General features: G+C 37.5%; 19 protein-coding genes and 1 pseudogene. 13 read left to right on the top strand and 7 right to left on the bottom strand.

Features of this window, described 5'->3' with window-relative positions; all coding sequences use genetic code 11:
• The first annotated feature begins 148 nt into the window (after positions 1–148).
• The 3 genes from ASU03_RS07040 (at position 149) to ASU03_RS07050 (ending at position 1,857) form a co-directional block, all read left to right on the top strand.
• Positions 149–754 carry a hypothetical protein gene (locus ASU03_RS07040; protein ID WP_057831177.1) on the top strand — a complete coding sequence of 202 codons (606 nt, stop codon included), beginning with the start codon at positions 149–151 and terminating at the stop codon, positions 752–754.
• Positions 755–878: 124 nt separating this feature from the next.
• A complete protein-coding gene (locus ASU03_RS07045; protein ID WP_057831253.1) occupies positions 879–1,238 on the top strand; it encodes a MerR family transcriptional regulator in 360 nt (119 codons plus the stop codon).
• A gap of 46 nt (positions 1,239–1,284) precedes the next feature.
• Complete coding sequence (locus ASU03_RS07050; protein WP_057831178.1) at positions 1,285–1,857, top strand: NAD(P)H-dependent oxidoreductase; 573 nt, start codon at positions 1,285–1,287, stop codon at positions 1,855–1,857.
• Positions 1,858–2,287: 430 nt separating this feature from the next.
• Here the strand turns inward: ASU03_RS07050 and ASU03_RS07055 are convergent, their stop codons facing one another.
• The gene (locus ASU03_RS07055; RefSeq protein WP_057831179.1) at positions 2,288–3,442 is read right to left on the bottom strand and encodes an IS110 family transposase; all 1,155 of its coding nucleotides are present in this window, start codon (positions 3,440–3,442) and stop codon (positions 2,288–2,290) included.
• A 119-nt stretch (positions 3,443–3,561) separates the two neighbouring features.
• On the opposite strand from ASU03_RS07055, the gene ASU03_RS07060 reads away from it, so the two are divergent.
• The 3 genes from ASU03_RS07060 to ASU03_RS07070 all read left to right on the top strand — a co-directional run bounded on the left by ASU03_RS07060 (position 3,562) and on the right by ASU03_RS07070 (position 5,514).
• Positions 3,562–4,116 carry a GNAT family N-acetyltransferase gene (locus tag ASU03_RS07060; protein ID WP_157465845.1) on the top strand — a complete coding sequence of 185 codons (555 nt, stop codon included), beginning with the start codon at positions 3,562–3,564 and terminating at the stop codon, positions 4,114–4,116.
• 270 nt (positions 4,117–4,386) lie between these two features.
• Positions 4,387–4,974, top strand: coding sequence for an outer membrane beta-barrel protein (locus tag ASU03_RS07065; RefSeq protein ID WP_057831180.1), 588 nt, complete (start codon positions 4,387–4,389; stop codon positions 4,972–4,974).
• A 135-nt stretch (positions 4,975–5,109) separates the two neighbouring features.
• Positions 5,110–5,514: an MAPEG family protein gene (locus ASU03_RS07070; RefSeq protein ID WP_057831181.1), complete on the top strand. Its 405-nt coding sequence runs from the start codon at positions 5,110–5,112 to the stop codon at positions 5,512–5,514.
• A gap of 273 nt (positions 5,515–5,787) precedes the next feature.
• Here ASU03_RS07070 and ASU03_RS22070 read toward each other — a convergent pair.
• Together ASU03_RS22070 and ASU03_RS07075 are read right to left on the bottom strand one after the other, a co-directional pair.
• Positions 5,788–6,004 (bottom strand): annotated as a pseudogene (locus ASU03_RS22070) (IS91 family transposase); the annotation flags it as partial.
• 139 nt (positions 6,005–6,143) lie between these two features.
• The gene (locus ASU03_RS07075) at positions 6,144–6,497 is read right to left on the bottom strand and encodes a tyrosine-type recombinase/integrase (protein ID WP_269432998.1); all 354 of its coding nucleotides are present in this window, start codon (positions 6,495–6,497) and stop codon (positions 6,144–6,146) included.
• 479 nt (positions 6,498–6,976) lie between these two features.
• Here ASU03_RS07075 and ASU03_RS07080 point away from each other — a divergent pair, with 479 nt between their 5' ends.
• Positions 6,977–7,990, top strand: coding sequence for a M23 family metallopeptidase (locus ASU03_RS07080; RefSeq protein WP_057831182.1), 1,014 nt, complete (start codon positions 6,977–6,979; stop codon positions 7,988–7,990).
• 279 nt (positions 7,991–8,269) lie between these two features.
• On the opposite strand, the gene ASU03_RS07085 is transcribed toward ASU03_RS07080, so the two are convergent.
• Positions 8,270–8,761, bottom strand: coding sequence for a tyrosine-type recombinase/integrase (locus ASU03_RS07085; RefSeq protein WP_231731516.1), 492 nt, complete (start codon positions 8,759–8,761; stop codon positions 8,270–8,272).
• Positions 8,762–9,178: 417 nt separating this feature from the next.
• On the opposite strand from ASU03_RS07085, the gene ASU03_RS07090 reads away from it, so the two are divergent.
• From ASU03_RS07090 to ASU03_RS07115, 6 genes are all read left to right on the top strand, one after another.
• Positions 9,179–9,469 (top strand): YciI family protein, encoded by a 291-nt coding sequence (locus tag ASU03_RS07090; protein ID WP_057831183.1) that lies wholly within the window; start codon positions 9,179–9,181, stop codon positions 9,467–9,469.
• Positions 9,470–9,609: 140 nt separating this feature from the next.
• Positions 9,610–9,948: a DUF805 domain-containing protein gene (locus ASU03_RS07095; RefSeq protein ID WP_057831184.1), complete on the top strand. Its 339-nt coding sequence runs from the start codon at positions 9,610–9,612 to the stop codon at positions 9,946–9,948.
• A gap of 121 nt (positions 9,949–10,069) precedes the next feature.
• Positions 10,070–10,300: a hypothetical protein gene (locus ASU03_RS07100; RefSeq protein ID WP_057831185.1), complete on the top strand. Its 231-nt coding sequence runs from the start codon at positions 10,070–10,072 to the stop codon at positions 10,298–10,300.
• A 95-nt stretch (positions 10,301–10,395) separates the two neighbouring features.
• On the top strand, positions 10,396–10,737 hold the full coding sequence (locus ASU03_RS07105) for a hypothetical protein (protein WP_057831186.1): 342 nt from the start codon (positions 10,396–10,398) through the stop codon (positions 10,735–10,737).
• A 165-nt stretch (positions 10,738–10,902) separates the two neighbouring features.
• Complete coding sequence (locus ASU03_RS07110; protein WP_057831187.1) at positions 10,903–11,769, top strand: tetratricopeptide repeat protein; 867 nt, start codon at positions 10,903–10,905, stop codon at positions 11,767–11,769.
• Between the two features lie 602 nt (positions 11,770–12,371).
• Positions 12,372–12,752, top strand: coding sequence for a VOC family protein (locus ASU03_RS07115; protein ID WP_057831188.1), 381 nt, complete (start codon positions 12,372–12,374; stop codon positions 12,750–12,752).
• Positions 12,753–12,923: 171 nt separating this feature from the next.
• On the opposite strand, the gene ASU03_RS07120 is transcribed toward ASU03_RS07115, so the two are convergent.
• Genes ASU03_RS07120 through rcsF form a run of 3 tightly spaced genes read right to left on the bottom strand, consistent with a single transcriptional unit; the run spans position 12,924 to position 14,814 of the window.
• A complete protein-coding gene (locus ASU03_RS07120) occupies positions 12,924–13,571 on the bottom strand; it encodes a carbohydrate-binding family 9-like protein (RefSeq protein WP_057831189.1) in 648 nt (215 codons plus the stop codon).
• A 36-nt stretch (positions 13,572–13,607) separates the two neighbouring features.
• The gene (gene tsaA, locus ASU03_RS07125; RefSeq protein WP_082627191.1) at positions 13,608–14,381 is read right to left on the bottom strand and encodes a tRNA (N6-threonylcarbamoyladenosine(37)-N6)-methyltransferase TrmO; all 774 of its coding nucleotides are present in this window, start codon (positions 14,379–14,381) and stop codon (positions 13,608–13,610) included.
• Position 14,382: 1 nt separating this feature from the next.
• Positions 14,383–14,814: an Rcs stress response system protein RcsF gene (gene rcsF / locus ASU03_RS07130; RefSeq protein WP_057831190.1), complete on the bottom strand. Its 432-nt coding sequence runs from the start codon at positions 14,812–14,814 to the stop codon at positions 14,383–14,385.
• Between the last annotated feature and the right edge of the window lie 4 nt (positions 14,815–14,818).

Consider the following 14,818-nt stretch of genomic DNA (forward strand, 5'->3'; position numbering starts at 1 on the left):
TTGGGTGTTAAATTGATATCTAGCCAACAATTACCCTAACAAGAAAATCAACAAGGACTAAAAACAGCGGGCTGTTCGCTTCGCTCCATTTTAGCCCACTATTTGTAGCCTGTTATTTAGGCGTTAGCTATTCAATCAAGGAATCGATGTGACATCTAAAATTATTACTGTAATCTGTTTGTTTTTTTCATTATCTTCATTTGCAGAAGTAGCGTTTACTACAGCAAGTAATGATGCTGATGAAATTAAAATAAAAGACGGGCTAACTGATTTACATTCGAGTTATGATATCAAACGTTGGACATATACTAACGAAGTAGAAATAGATAAAAACGCTAGAACTCCTCATAGTCATCCAATTTTGACTATGAATACTAGCCCTAAATACCTAAAAGATAGCTCATTGTTGTTAGCCACTTATCTGCATGAGCAGTTTCATTGGCATATTGTTAAAAATAGAGTGGGTAGCTTTGACGATTTTACTGATGATATAAAAGTGAACTTTCCAAATGTAAGAGCTGAAAGGCCATACGGAAGTGGATCTGAATCAGGTACATTATCGCATATAATCACGTGTTATCTTGAATTTAAGGCTGTTTCTATTTTACTAGGTGCGGAGCAAGCTAAGAAGATATTAAGCAGTAAGGGCTATTATACATGGGTATATCAAACAGTATTAAACCCTAACAATAAAGCAAAGCTAGAAGCACTGCTAACCAAATATGCATTACAGATCGGTGTTCAAAATAGCTAACAAGCACTTCAAACGGAACAAAAACAGTTGGTTAGGTTCCGCTTCGCTTCACATTATAACCAACAATTTTTGTCCGCTTAAGTGGGCGTTAGTTGCCCGATTTCAATCTAAGGATGGAGTTTTTATGTTCATTGGTGAAGCCTCAAAATCATCAGGAGCCACGCAAAGAGCTATACGATTATATGAATCATTGGGCTTGTTGGAAATTTCAAGAAAAGGGATGTATCGAGTTTACACTAAGAAAAACATTGCGCTCATTAAGATAATTAAAGAAGCACAAACCTTGGGAATCAATCTTTCTGAAATGGTAATTCTAATGAGTGAACAAGAGGAATTTGATTGGAAGTTAGTAAGTGACTTTCTCAATCAAAAATATAGCATGATAGAGAATGAAATACGGGAATTAGAAATCAAAAAAATGAATATTAAAACTTATCAAGTTTCAATAGCTATGTGCTTGAAAGAGCTTGACTCTAACCCATAGGTGAGAGTTTAAACTACCGTTCTTGTTACTTAATACAGTATAAATTATGAAAAGAATTCTTGTTATCAATGCTAATCCAAAATCACATAGTATGTGTAAATCTATCGCGGAACATTATTCGCGTGTTGCTGGGCTTAAACATGATCTAAAAAGCATAGAGATTGCAGATATGAATTTTGAACTAAACTTAAATGAAGGATACGATAAAGTGCTTCCTTTAGAGCCTGATTTGTTGAAGTTTCAACAGATGCTCCAATGGTGTGATCATGTTGTCATTATTAGTCCTGTTTGGTGGGGTAACATACCTGCAAAATTTAAAGGGGTTATCGATAGAACTTTTCTACCTGGCTTTGCGTTTAAGTACAAAGACGAAAAAGGAGGGATAGAAAAGCTATTAATAGGGCGTACTTCGGAGTTAATTATTACTCTAGATACCCCTCCATTTTGGTATAAATATGTACAAGGAAACCTAATATATAAACAGTTAAAAAATGCCGTATTAGGTTTCTCAGGTATTAAGAATGTAACTTCAACATATTTTGGACCAGTAGTAAGTTCGACTGAACATATGAGAGAAAAATGGTTGCAAAAAGTACAAAAGTTGGCAAACAACATATAGTTGTTCGTTGCATTGGAATATAGCAACTAACAAGTTGCTTAAACGGAAAAATAACAGTTGGCCATCGCTTCGCGATTATAGCCAACCATTATTTTCCGCTTAGCAAGGCGTTGGTATGACTCCCCACGTCAAGTTAAATACACTGATCCTTGCCCATTAATTTAATAGCCCTTCGGTCACTTCTCTAATTAAGTTGAGTTAACGCATAGAATGAAGCAAGTAATTTCGTCGGTTATCATGCTGATATTCGTGGATTATTAACCTATTGGTTAACAGCGCCTACCTTACTTAGTTCGTCGTGGCACCTGTCTTCAGTCTATGTTCGTGGTTCAATAGCCTAAACTATTGCCATCCTAACGCCGTCGGTGGTTGTGCCACAGCCGATGCTTGATCCCATGCGCTAACTCAAAACCTATTTTTAATAAATGACTCATGCGGGCATCCTTGCTAAACGTAACTTCACGTCAACCACAGGCAATACTACTTCACGAGATATCGCCCAAATATACGCGATCATTTCTCTGGCAATGGCGGTGACGACAACATTACGATGTTTACCTTTTTGCATTAGCCTGTTGTATCGACGACATAACCTTAATTGCGCTTGCCATGCCATATCGACAATTTCTTTCGGTAATCCCTCCTGCCTGAGTTGCATTTCTTTTGATATTTTGGCGTTGTGTTTATACGCGTGTGCACCTTCGACCAGTAGTCTTCTTGCACGGCTATTGCCACATTTGGTAATAGCACCTAAGTGGCGTTTACCACCACTTGAATGTTCACTTGGCACCAGGCCTAAGTAACTCATTAATTTTCTTGGATGATCGAATCTGGTTAAATCACCCAGCTCTGCAATAACCCCCGTTGCGACTAATAACCTGACACCTCGCATCGCCTGTACGGCTTTTACTACGGGATAATAGCGCCATTTTTTGACTTGGTGGGCTAGTTCGTTATCGAGTCTTTTTAAACGTTTTAATCGCTCTGTGATGGTAGATACCGCTTCTTGCAAAACGATTTGCTGACAAGGATGAGGCAATATCAATTCAGCGAGCCAGCGCAGATGTTGTAGTGACCAATTGTCATTCACTTTACTGGTAATGTTGTTACGGAGGAACATGGCTTTGAGTTGATATTTAGCATCTTTGAGGTCTTTCATCGCAGTTTCACGGGCGCGTGATAAATCACGTACCGCTTCATCTTCAGGCTCAGGGACATAAATCGGGGTTAAGTCTTCAGACTTAAGTAGTTTGGCTAATTTGAGGGCATCACGTTTATCTGTTTTTATACGCTCGCCCGGTTTTTTAGGAATAAGGGAAGGGGCAATCACGTAACAGCAATGGTTAAGGCTGGTGAGTAAACGGTAAATCCAGTAGCCACAAGGGCCCGCTTCGTAGACAAAATGTAAGGTAGCATGCGGATATTTTGATTGTAGCTGCCGAGCAAGTTTTTTAAAGGCGGCTTTATTGCTGAGTATTTTACCGAGGTGAATCGCTTTTACTCCACGTTGGTCTTCAATGTAAGCGACTTCAGTAAATGTTTTGTGTGTATCTAAGCCAATGAAAAGTATGTTATGTTTAGTCATGCTAGCCTCTGCTTTATATTGTTGATAAATATAGTATGTCTCTGGTTTGTAAAACTAACCCACGTTAGAGGCTAGCACCTTGTGGGGAGTCATTATGTCTATATGCCTAAGAGATATTTGTGTTGAAATCTATTCCTGAGTTAAAAACTGAAAATATGATTATTTCTGTTTTAAATCCTATCGACTTTGAGTTGTTAGTAAAATATGAAAATGAAAATCGCATTTATTTATCTCAATGGGAGCCTACAAGATCACCAACGTATTTTAGTTTGGAATACACTCAAAAACGCGTAGAAAGCAACTTTAAAAAATTCAAATCTGGCTCTTCTATTTCTCTTGTCGGTTTTGACAAAGAACAATCAAAAATAATTTGTCTGTGTACCTTTTCAAACATTGTTCATGGCCCCTTTCAAGCGTGTAGTCTGGGATATTCAATCAGCGAAAAAGAACAAGGTAAAGGTCTAATGTTTGAAATGCTTCAAACATCAATTCAATACGTCTTTGATGAATATCAATTACACAGAATTATGGCTAACTTTATTCCATCAAATATACGGTCAAAGAAACTATTAAATAGATTGGGATTTCAAAAAGAAGGATTTGCTAAGTCTTATTTAAAAATAGCTGGCTCATGGCAAGATCATGTTTTAACATCCAAATTAAATCCGAGTTAAGTCGGCATATAACAAGCAAATTAATCAGGACAAAAAACAGTTGGTTAGGTTCCGCTTCACATTTTAACCAACAATTTTTGTCCGCTTAAGTGGGCGTTATATTTTTATGATTGCCTCAATGCTACAGTACTCAATTCTGTAAATATTAACTCATAATGTATATTTCTTACGTTTTCTTACATATAAAAGACATAATTTAGACATTTTTAAGTATCGGTCATCGCTACAATCAAATATATAACAATGACATATCAATTTAAAGGACTTAAAATGAAAAAAATATTACCCTTAACTTTTACTATTCTAGTATCAGCTTATGCATCTTCAGTGTGTGCTGAAGATAGTTGGTATTTCGGTGCCTTATATAATGCACAAGAGTCATCGCGAGACTTTAACACTGCAGGAGTGATTGTAGGTTTTCAATATAATAATTACCTTGCTCTAGAAACTAGATTTTCTACTGGCACATCAGGTTATTCAAGTTTTTATGGCACTCCAGAAGATCCATGGGGTAATTATAGTGAAGACATTGATACACAGGCGGCAATATTACTTAAGGCATCTTATCCAATATTTGACTCATTTAAACTTTATGGTTTAGCTGGTTACACGAAGACAAAGTTAGAAACAAATGGTTTAGGGCAAACAAATGATTCAAATGGTAATATCACCGGAAATTACCCGTTTAAACATACAGAATCGGAAAATGGATTTAGTTATGGCCTTGGTCTTAATTATGAAATCAATGCGCAATTTAGTATTTTTATAGACTATCAAGTTCTTCCCGATTTTGAACCTAACTCAAGTTTTTCTAAAAGTTGGAAAAGCACAACAATTGGTGCTAATTACTCTTTTTAATGTATTTTAATATAACAAGTTGCTTAAACGGAAAAATAACAGTTGGCCATCGCTTCGCGATTATAGCCAACTGTTATTTTTCCGTTTAGCAAGGCTTTAGGCAACCCGTCAATTTTATAGTTAGGAGTATATTAAATGGACTTTATAATACCGTACAATGTCACAGTTCTAGTATTGGGATTAACCGGTTTTTTGTTTTGGGTTCAACTTGCCATCGTTGATGTAGTTGCGATTAGAGTTAAACACGTTCCAGGTTTTTCTATTGAACAAAATCATAGTAACTTTCTGTTTCGTTCACATCGAGTGCTAGCCAATAGTAATGAGAGTGTGGGGATATTAATTTTATTTGCCTTATTTTCTATTTTATCAACAGCTAACCCTGCATGGTTAAATGGTTCAGCACTATTGTATTTTGCCGGTCGTATAGCGCATATGCTTTTTTATTACTTAGATTTAAAGGTGCTTCGTAGCATCGCATTTGCAATAAGCTTTATCGGTTTACTTGGCATGTTTGGGGCTGGATTATTTCGTTGGTTGTAATCGTTGCCTAACAAATAAGAAAACAAATAAGAATAGGTGTCGCGCAGCCGACACCTTATTCGGGTGTTGGACAAGCCCGATGTCTGCTTTATATAGTAAATAATGATTTTTTTGTTGAAGGGATTGCGCTCATTTACCTGAGCGCAAGACGCACAAAGTTAACGCGGAAAATAAAACACTTTTTCGTCGGTTTTTTCTTTACTGTTTCATGTGTTATTTTTTCTCCTCATGTTTAGTTCTTTTGCCATTATCCTTATTATATTCGCCTCTCGGCTAGGGCGTTCGTGTGACGCCTGTGCAATGCATTTCATGTTGGCAGCAAGGACAGATCCGACTTGCCCGTATTGTCGTTGTTTCTTTCGTGAATTTAAGCCAGTCGTGCACAGGTAATAAGAGCAATTGAATAATTACCCGAAGCTTTTTAGCACCCGAAGATAACAGCCCCATAATCACGCACCCGCTGTAATCCTTTGGGTAACACATGTTGCATACCCAAAGAGATTGCCGCTGTTGTACTGTTTTACACAGTAGCATGGCATAAATAGCTTTACGCATGTCATGTGATAATTTAGCGCTATACTGAATTTCAAGGGCTTGATGATGTTGTCGTAGTAAATCGATAAAGGTACTCATTTTACAGACCATGTGATGTCGAGTTTATCTGTTAATTTGTTTACGGCGCGTAACATATCACGTTGTTTAACTTGAGTGAGTTGTGTGTAGCGTGCAGTGGTGTTGAGACTGGCGTGTCCAAGTAATTGCTGTAAAGATCGCAAATCAAGCCCTTGCTCCAGTAAATGGGTAGCAAAACAATGACGAAGCGAATGCGGACTGATGAGTTTTTTAATACGACAATCTGTTAACACGCGTTTTAATGATTTTTGAACGCTACCTTTATCCATCGGTGTATTAGTTTTTGTATGAGTCCCAGGGAAAATCAAACGCTCATGACGATGGGTTTTCCAGTAATCTCTAAGCGCCAATAGCGAGTGGACAATTACATCAGTTTAGCCACCCAATTACATAAGAACTGCCAGTCATTATCATCCCAGGCTGCCATTAAATATCACTTACTGCGACCATTGAATTACATTAGGTTTTCCACGAGTAAACTAGGATCACTTTGTGCGCACAGCGGACATTACAGTTATAAATTTTGCGATATATTTTCTAATGAATTATTCCTGTCATATCACTAAGGAGTCTCAGTAATAATCCTAAAACCACCTACGTCAAATGTAATTCATTGATAACATTTCCAATTGTATTAAATCCTATATTGGATATTACTGAGAAGCATCAGTAATATCCAAGTATTTACAAAAACCAAACATTTTTAGTGTCTAATGCATTGAAATTGTGGGATATTAATTCGAATTAAATTAAGGTTATGGAGCTGACATTACTGAGAAGTATCCATAATAAGCTGTTGACCACGAAATCACTGCCATTTGGAGATGGGATGAAAAAATTTAGACTGATTGTATTGTGTTTACCGATTGTTCTATTAGCGTATTCTACGCTATCAGGAATGCTAATGAACTACTTATTTGTATTCCTGCTCTTATCTGCAATAACCATGATAGTGACGTTTATAGTTTCTCTTGTAAAAAAACAGGTCTATTGGGGTTTTTCATATAGAGGGCAAGGATCGGGCATTTACCTTCGTCAGGGTTTTCTAAGGAATGCGACTTGGATTATTATTGGCTATTGTATTTACACAGCAGTTATACCGATTCAATTTTCGTCTACTGATTTTACTGGCATCACAGTCATGATATGGGGTTCAGTGGTTACACTCTGTCTTTTGGATTGGGTGCCTCGGAAACAAATAGGTAAGTCGCTCAATGTTACCCTTTCCATATTTTTGATTTTTTTAACTTATCAGCTCGCCATAATATATTTTCCGGTAAAACCTACTAATAGTATTGTACTGATTCCTCCATTCGAAGGCGATTGGTATGTTTTTCATGGTGGAAATAGTGCGTTAATAAACCATCACCATTTTGCAGGGTCGCAAAAATACGCTATGGATATTTTGGCTCCTGAAGATGGAAAGCTACCATTTGAAAAAATAACTGACTTACAGAAATATAAGACTTTTGGTAAATCTCTTTTTTCTCCCGTCGATGGAGTGATCGTATCAATTGAAAATTCACTTCCAGATCAAAAGATAGGTGAGACCGATCGACAAAATATTGCGGGTAATCATGTGGTCATAAAAACAGAAACTGATATATTTATACTAATGGCGCATCTTCAATATAACAGCTTATTAGTAGCTGAAGGAGATAGCGTTAAAATCGGGCAAGAAATCGCAAAGATAGGCAATTCGGGGAACACCTCTCAGCCTCATTTACACATACAAGCAATGACAGCCATAAATTTTATGGACCCGAAAACCAAACCTATCCCCATATCTTTCAAAATAAGTAAACAAAAACCAGTGTTTTATAAAAGAAATGATATTTTTTAAGTCTATCGGGCTAACAAGTCGTGCAACGCAGACGATTTTGAACGTTGCTTGAAAAACAGCAACGCTCAAAATCGCAGGTTCACTCGGAGTTACCAATACAATATCTAATCCAAATCAACCTTAAACCCTCACTAGTTAAAGTCCGCAATGTGGTATAAGTGATCATTAGCGGTTTGCAACATAGTCCAAGTAAGGGCGAATTAATTACATGTTTTATGTGGCAGCGTTGAATGTAATTGGATGGTAAGGGTGAATGTTATTAGGTGGCTCCGTTGCTAGTTATTTTCCAGCGAGCGCCATCCGGTCTTTCCCTCCTTTGCCGTCTCGAATATGCACTAGCATGGTTGCGCTATCAATATCATGAACAGTTAAGTTAAGCCCTTCACTTAAGCGTAATCCCATAGAGTAGATCGTCATAAAAAACACTTGATAGCGTAATTGCTTGGTTTGATTGATGACATTTCTGATTTGGATGGCCGTTAAAATATCGGGTATACGTCTTACTCGCGGGGGTTTGACGATAGAGAGCCATTCCCACTGCTTATTGAGGGTGTAACGGTAAAAGAACTGCAATCCGTTACGGTCAATTTTAACGGTACTCCAGGAATGGGTTTGAATAAGGCTGTTAAAATACAACTTCAAGTTGGCGGTGGTTAAGGTATCAGGTGCTTGGTCGAAATACTCAGTAACACGACGTACAGCCCGCGAATAAGCATCGATAGTGGCTGGGCGTTTACCCTTGCAAGGATAGGTTGATAAGATGTTGTTCATAAAGATAATTATAGCGTTGTGCTTGTGACGTATTCATGGGTATACTCCAATAACGCATCATCGATGTGACGATGCTGTTATTGAGTATGGAGGGTGGTTTAAAACACCTCTGCCGCAGAGCGGCTTCGTTCAACAAGTTGCTCAAACGGAAAAAATACAGTTGGCTTTTTACGCTACCCTACAAATTTTAGTCAACTGCATTTTTCCGCTTAAGCGGGCGTTGAGGCTGTAGAATAACTAATTCAGCCAAAACAACTAGTTTTTTGTGCTTCTGTATCGCACAGTAGAAGATTAACTCGATATAGGTAATGCATTTAGTACCCCGATTTCAGGGGTGATTTACAATGAACGAGTTATTCTACAAGCTCGTTATGTGCTTAGTCACTGCCAACTCTAATATCATGAAAAGGAAGTCAAATGTTTATAGTTTCACTTAATTATACGTCTACTCTTGAAGAGATAGATAAGCATATAGCAGAGCATCTCATACATCTTGATAAGCAATACTCACTTGGTAATTTTATAGCATCTGGCAGGAAAGAGCCGAGAACAGGTGGTTTCATTCTGGCAACAGTTGCGTCTAAAGTAGAATTGGAAAGTATTTTAGCTAGCGACCCTTTTCATCGAGAAAAATTAGCTGAGTTTGTTGTAACCGAATTTATCCCTACTAAAACATCTCCAGAGTTGAGTTTTTTACTTCGTACTTAAAAGCACCTAGTATCAAGAACTTCAAACGGAAAAAATACAGTTGGCTGTTTTCGTTCCTCAAAATTTTAGCCAACTATTTTTGTCCGCTTAAGTGGGCGTTAGGTTTTAAAAAGTTTATCAACAACAAGGAGAGTCCAACGATGGATTATTTTATAGGCGCACTGAAAAAATATGCTGACTTTACTGGTCGAGCACGTAGGAAAGAGTACTGGATGTTCATGCTTATTTATCTGATTATCCAAGTCGTTTTATCAGTACTTGGTTTGGACCTGGTTCTTATGGTATTGGGTCTTGGACTTCTAGTTCCAAGTCTTAGTATTGGAGCTAGAAGGTTGCATGATACAGGGCGCTCTGGATGGTGGCAGTTAATTTATTTAGTTCCACTTATCGGTATAATAGTCATGATTGTCTTTTTAGCTCAAGATAGCCATGATGAAAATGACTATGGCGTTAACCCTAAAGCTGGTGTTCCTGCATAAAACTTAACAATGCACTCAAACGGAAAAATTACAGTTGGCTCGCGCTTCGCGCAGTTTAGCCTAACTGTATTTTTCCGCTTAGTTTAGCGTTATATTTTTATCAAATTAGGGAGTTTAAATTATGGAAGATTCGAATAATGAGAATATTTATTGGAGATTTATAAAGTTTTTAACTTCAACGGCTTTGACAATAGCATTACTTGACCTTTCTGGTGTCGATTTGACAAAAGTAAGTATTTTCTCATCCGATACTTTTTCATTTGCAATAGCCGGTCTATTTGTAGTTTGCTTCCTTACTTTTGATAATATGCTCATAAGTATTGCTAAATGGTTAAAAAGAAAAGAAAAATAGGCTTGGAGTAACTATAAGGTTTTCAAGCGGACAATTAACAGCGGGCTGTTGTTCGTATCACACACATTTTAGCCCACTATTAATTGCCGCTTAAAATGGCGATAGGTAAATACAAAGGGGTATTAGCAATGCAATGGTTGTGGACATGGAAAGGAAAGTTTTTTGGCTTTCGAAATAATGATGAATTAAGGTTGCAAGATGGTACTCATGTAGCCACTTTTCGTGGAGATGAAGTTTTTGATTTTCAAGGAAACTATCTTGGAGAAATTCGTAGCGAAAATCGCCTAATTACTAAAAAATCATCTAAACGCAAAAAACGATCTCGTAGCTCTAAAAAAATGAAAATGGTAGGTCGTGTTGGCAGAGTTAACTATGTGGGTAATGTAAATATTATTGGCCATGAAAATTTTCCAGACAAAGATAGCTTTGGTACATAAATTCACCTACAAGAACATCAAATGGAAAATTTACAGTGGGCTGTTTTTTGTTCCTCAAACATTATAGCCAACTATATTTTTCCGCTTAAGTAGGCGTTGGTATGCCCACTACGGTGAATAATTTACCGTAGTGGTATTTCAAATAGCATTAAAGGATTATTTAAGATGATTGTTAGTGATGTAGTCATAAAGGAAATTCATATAAGATGGCCATCTATTCCACAAATTTTTAAACTCATCATAATACTTGCCGTTATATTATTTGGTTATTTTAAATTTCATTCATACCAAAAAGACAAAATTCAAACGTTTAAAATAATTTCCCAACCAAAAGTGAATGATATATATTTTTTAGATTTTAGATTGTTAAGCGGTAAATTAAGGCCTCAAGAAAAATATAGAATAGCTAAGGTTGTCGATATTACAGGTGACATTATTACTTTAATTTATGGAGGGTTTTATTATTTAAGGCAACATGCCGTAGAAAACAGCATTCGCTATGGGCATTTAAGCTTTAAAGATTACTTTGAAGCTAAAAGATACGACTTGCCAATCAAAGTAATAAAAGAAATGCATCAATCTGGCGCTATTTACTTAGCTAAAAGACCAATAAGAAATAAGCTTTTTGGTCATTTAGTTGGTCCAGAAAAAGTAACTCATGGTCAAGGTCTTTTTCTCCCAGGGAAAAAAGAAAATTTCTATGGTGAAGCTTCCCTTATGCAACTATATAGTGAAACTAACTTAAATGAAGCTTTTGAGCTTTTTCAACGCTCAGCTAATTATGGATATTCACTTGGACAAGTAAACCTTGCAGAAATGTACATAAATGGGCAGCATGTCAAAAAAGATTTTAATCAAGCACTTTATTGGCTTAAAAAAGCATCGTTACAAAGTCATAAACCTGCAATTTTAAAATATGGAATAATTTGTAAGCAAATTAAATCATGCAATATCGTCGGTTTTTATCAAGAACTAACGGCTTTTGGTGTTAATATCAAAGTCAGAAATTTAGATTTTAAACTGAGTAAATAAAATATAATCGGGTAGCTGGAGGTCTATGACCACCAGCCACACACCACCCTGCATGCGGCTCCGCCCAGGGCGGTTCATCTAGAACCCCCATTTCTTAGTGAATAAAAATCCGCTTTAGCCAGGTAGCCATTGTTCAAGGCTTGTTGAGTGCCCGGTGTTTTCGAGCTTCACCAAGGCCCTTTGTGGGTGATACCAAAAGCAACTGCCGCTTGGAAACTGTTCACTGAGAAGAATGAATAAATCAATGGCGTTAACACTTGGGCTATTACTTGCTGAATAATACAGTCAAGCACGGTGGGTATGCCCAGTTGAATCTATTTTTGAATTACCGCAATTACCATTTATGTTTAATTTCGCGGGAGTGGTAGATGCATTTTATTGTATTCTAGCCTTAGGTTAAAAGCATACGGAAAAAACCTTCAAGGTAAAGCTGGCTCATATCAATTATCAATATAGCCTTTTAAATTGGTCAAACTTAAAACAAGCAATTAATCTTGCTAAAAGCTGGATAAACGCATAACAAATAAAAATAGGTGTCGCACAGCAGCCACCTTCAGCGTTAAGCCATGACGGTGGATCTATTTTATAAAGAGGAGAAAAAAATGTTCAGTCATATTATGATTGGTGCAAATGATGTACAAAAATCGAAAATATTTTATGATGCAATTTTAGCCGCTATGGGTTATGACGCAGGAGTAATTGATGAAAAAGGACGTTGCTTTTATTTTACTAAAAGTGGTGTTTTTGCCCTCAGTAAACCTATAAATGGCGAGCCTGCTTGTCATGGTAATGGCTCTACTATTGGTTTTTCAGCAAAGACCGCAGATATAGTTGATGCTTGGCATGCCGCTGGTATCGCGCATGGCGGCACTGCTTGTGAGGATCTTCCAGGGGTACGTGAGGGAACTATTGGAAAATTATATTTAGCGTATTTACGTGATCCGTCCAATAATAAAATTTGTGCACTTCATCGGTTAGGTTGATGTTGAATTAATCTAAAAATGGCGATAAGTTGTTACTCGGTGCAACATGTTAACCAACTATGAGCTACTTAAGCGGACGCTTGTTTCCCCCCGTTTTAACGGACAGCAGTATCATTATTTATTGCGAGCCAGATACCTTGGTAGGATATTGATATAAACGTTATTTACACGTTAAATAAATACTAATTTACCAAAGTGCTCAGGTCGATGATAATCCGGCTCTGGCACATCGATATTATGCCATACCGCGTATTGTGGCTCAGTCCTGCCGCCACATCGGTAGAAGTTGCCAAACCATTTATCTTTATTCACTTTTTCGCCAGTGAGTTGCTCGATAGCGGTAAAGGGCAGGGCAATATCAACCGTCCATTCATTATCGTGGTCAGTTTCGAATTTTACCGGACTAGTAATACTTGTGTTACGTTGTATTAAGCTGGCCGCTTCGAGGCTGATAAATTGACGTTTATCCCGGCCAGTGCCGTAAGCTAGGTGCAGCGTGCCACAACAATTAACTTCTAAATTGACATAACTGCTGCCCAATACACCCGAAGGGCTAAAGAAGAATTCCACACAAGAATCTTGACAAACTAACATATGATTGAGTTCAGTTTGCTTGGCATAGCTGTAGTTGTCTTGGGCGATAATTTGTATAAATAAGGTATCGTTATTGGCGCTTAGCTTTATTTGTGTATCTTGTTTAGCACCGGCTTGATACCAGGGGTAGGTGTCAATGGTTAGGGCATCTATTGCTTGCCAATCGGGGCTGAAACTAGTTGCGTTGTTACTTGTCGCTATTTTCTTAATAGTATATTGGCTCATGGCTGTCTCTTTAAAGTAAGTCTTTAAGTTAACTCTTTACCTTAGCTTACTTATTTTCTGGTTTTTAGTAATGTTTAACACTAATACGGTATGCAAAGCGGTTAATTGCCATTGGATGTTTAAATCATACAAACTCATGCCATAAACTTTATCATCAGTTTTACCTTGTTTATAGGCAGGTCGGGGATCTTGTGCCAGCACTTGTTCGATCAATAAGGCTAACTCACTATACTTTTCTTCAGGTCTTGCTTGGTATTGTGCAAGATCAGCTCGTGATTGCTCACTAAATACCACGCTTAAGCCGGCATCAGGGGGCTGCTGGGCAAAACCAGCGTTGGCATCAATAATCGCATCGGAATAAGGTAAATAAGGCTTTATATCAATAATAGGTGTGCCGTTAAGTAAATCTAAGCCTGAAATATGTAAAATGGTTTGTTTGTTGTCAACGGTGACTTTATCCAGTTTCACTACCGACATGCCGATAGGGTTTGGCCTAAAGGTAGAGCGAGTTGCTAAAACACCCGTTTTTTTGTTGCCGCCAAGGCGCGGTGGTCGAACCAATGGTTTCCAACCTTGTGCTTGCGTACCATGAAAAACAAATAGCAGCCATAAATGACTAAATTGCTCAATATCTCGGACTAATTCACTATTATTGGCAGCTCCAAGGAGTACAACCTTGCCTTTTGCCGCACTCACTAAGTTTGGCTGACGTGGTATGGCAAATTTTTCTTGATAAGGTGATTCTATTGTCGCTATGGCCTCAAATTTAAAGCTTTGTACTTGATGAGTGCTATCACACGTTTTTGACATTTTATTGCTCCATTTCCTTATAAGGAGCGCCTAGTCGATAGGATTTACCGTAACAAACCACTTGCGCGATACAGTGCTTAGTTTCTATATCGACACAGCTGGTGAAAATAACAGCGTTTGCTTGTTGTAAAAAAGCGGCTTGTCTTGCTTGTGTTCGAGCATTAATGGCATCAGGTGGCGCTAGATGCGACTTCTTTTGACAATCATCACCTTCAACTAGGCCAATATATTGAAAGGCGGAGTTAAACTCACTTTCATCCTTAAAAATTTTAACTTTACTGGCACTAAAGTATTGCTCGGCATTGTCAGGTGTAACATTACTTTCAAAAGTGTAGTTACCACTACAACTGGCCAGCAATGGTAGTGTGATTAAAAGAGAGAACATCTTTTTAGAGGGTATTTTAGGTATGTGTGTAGTTATTTTCTTAGTCATGGCT

The sequence above is a fragment of the Colwellia sp. TT2012 genome, assembly GCF_001440345.1.
Classification (GTDB): Bacteria; Pseudomonadota; Gammaproteobacteria; order Enterobacterales; family Alteromonadaceae; genus Colwellia.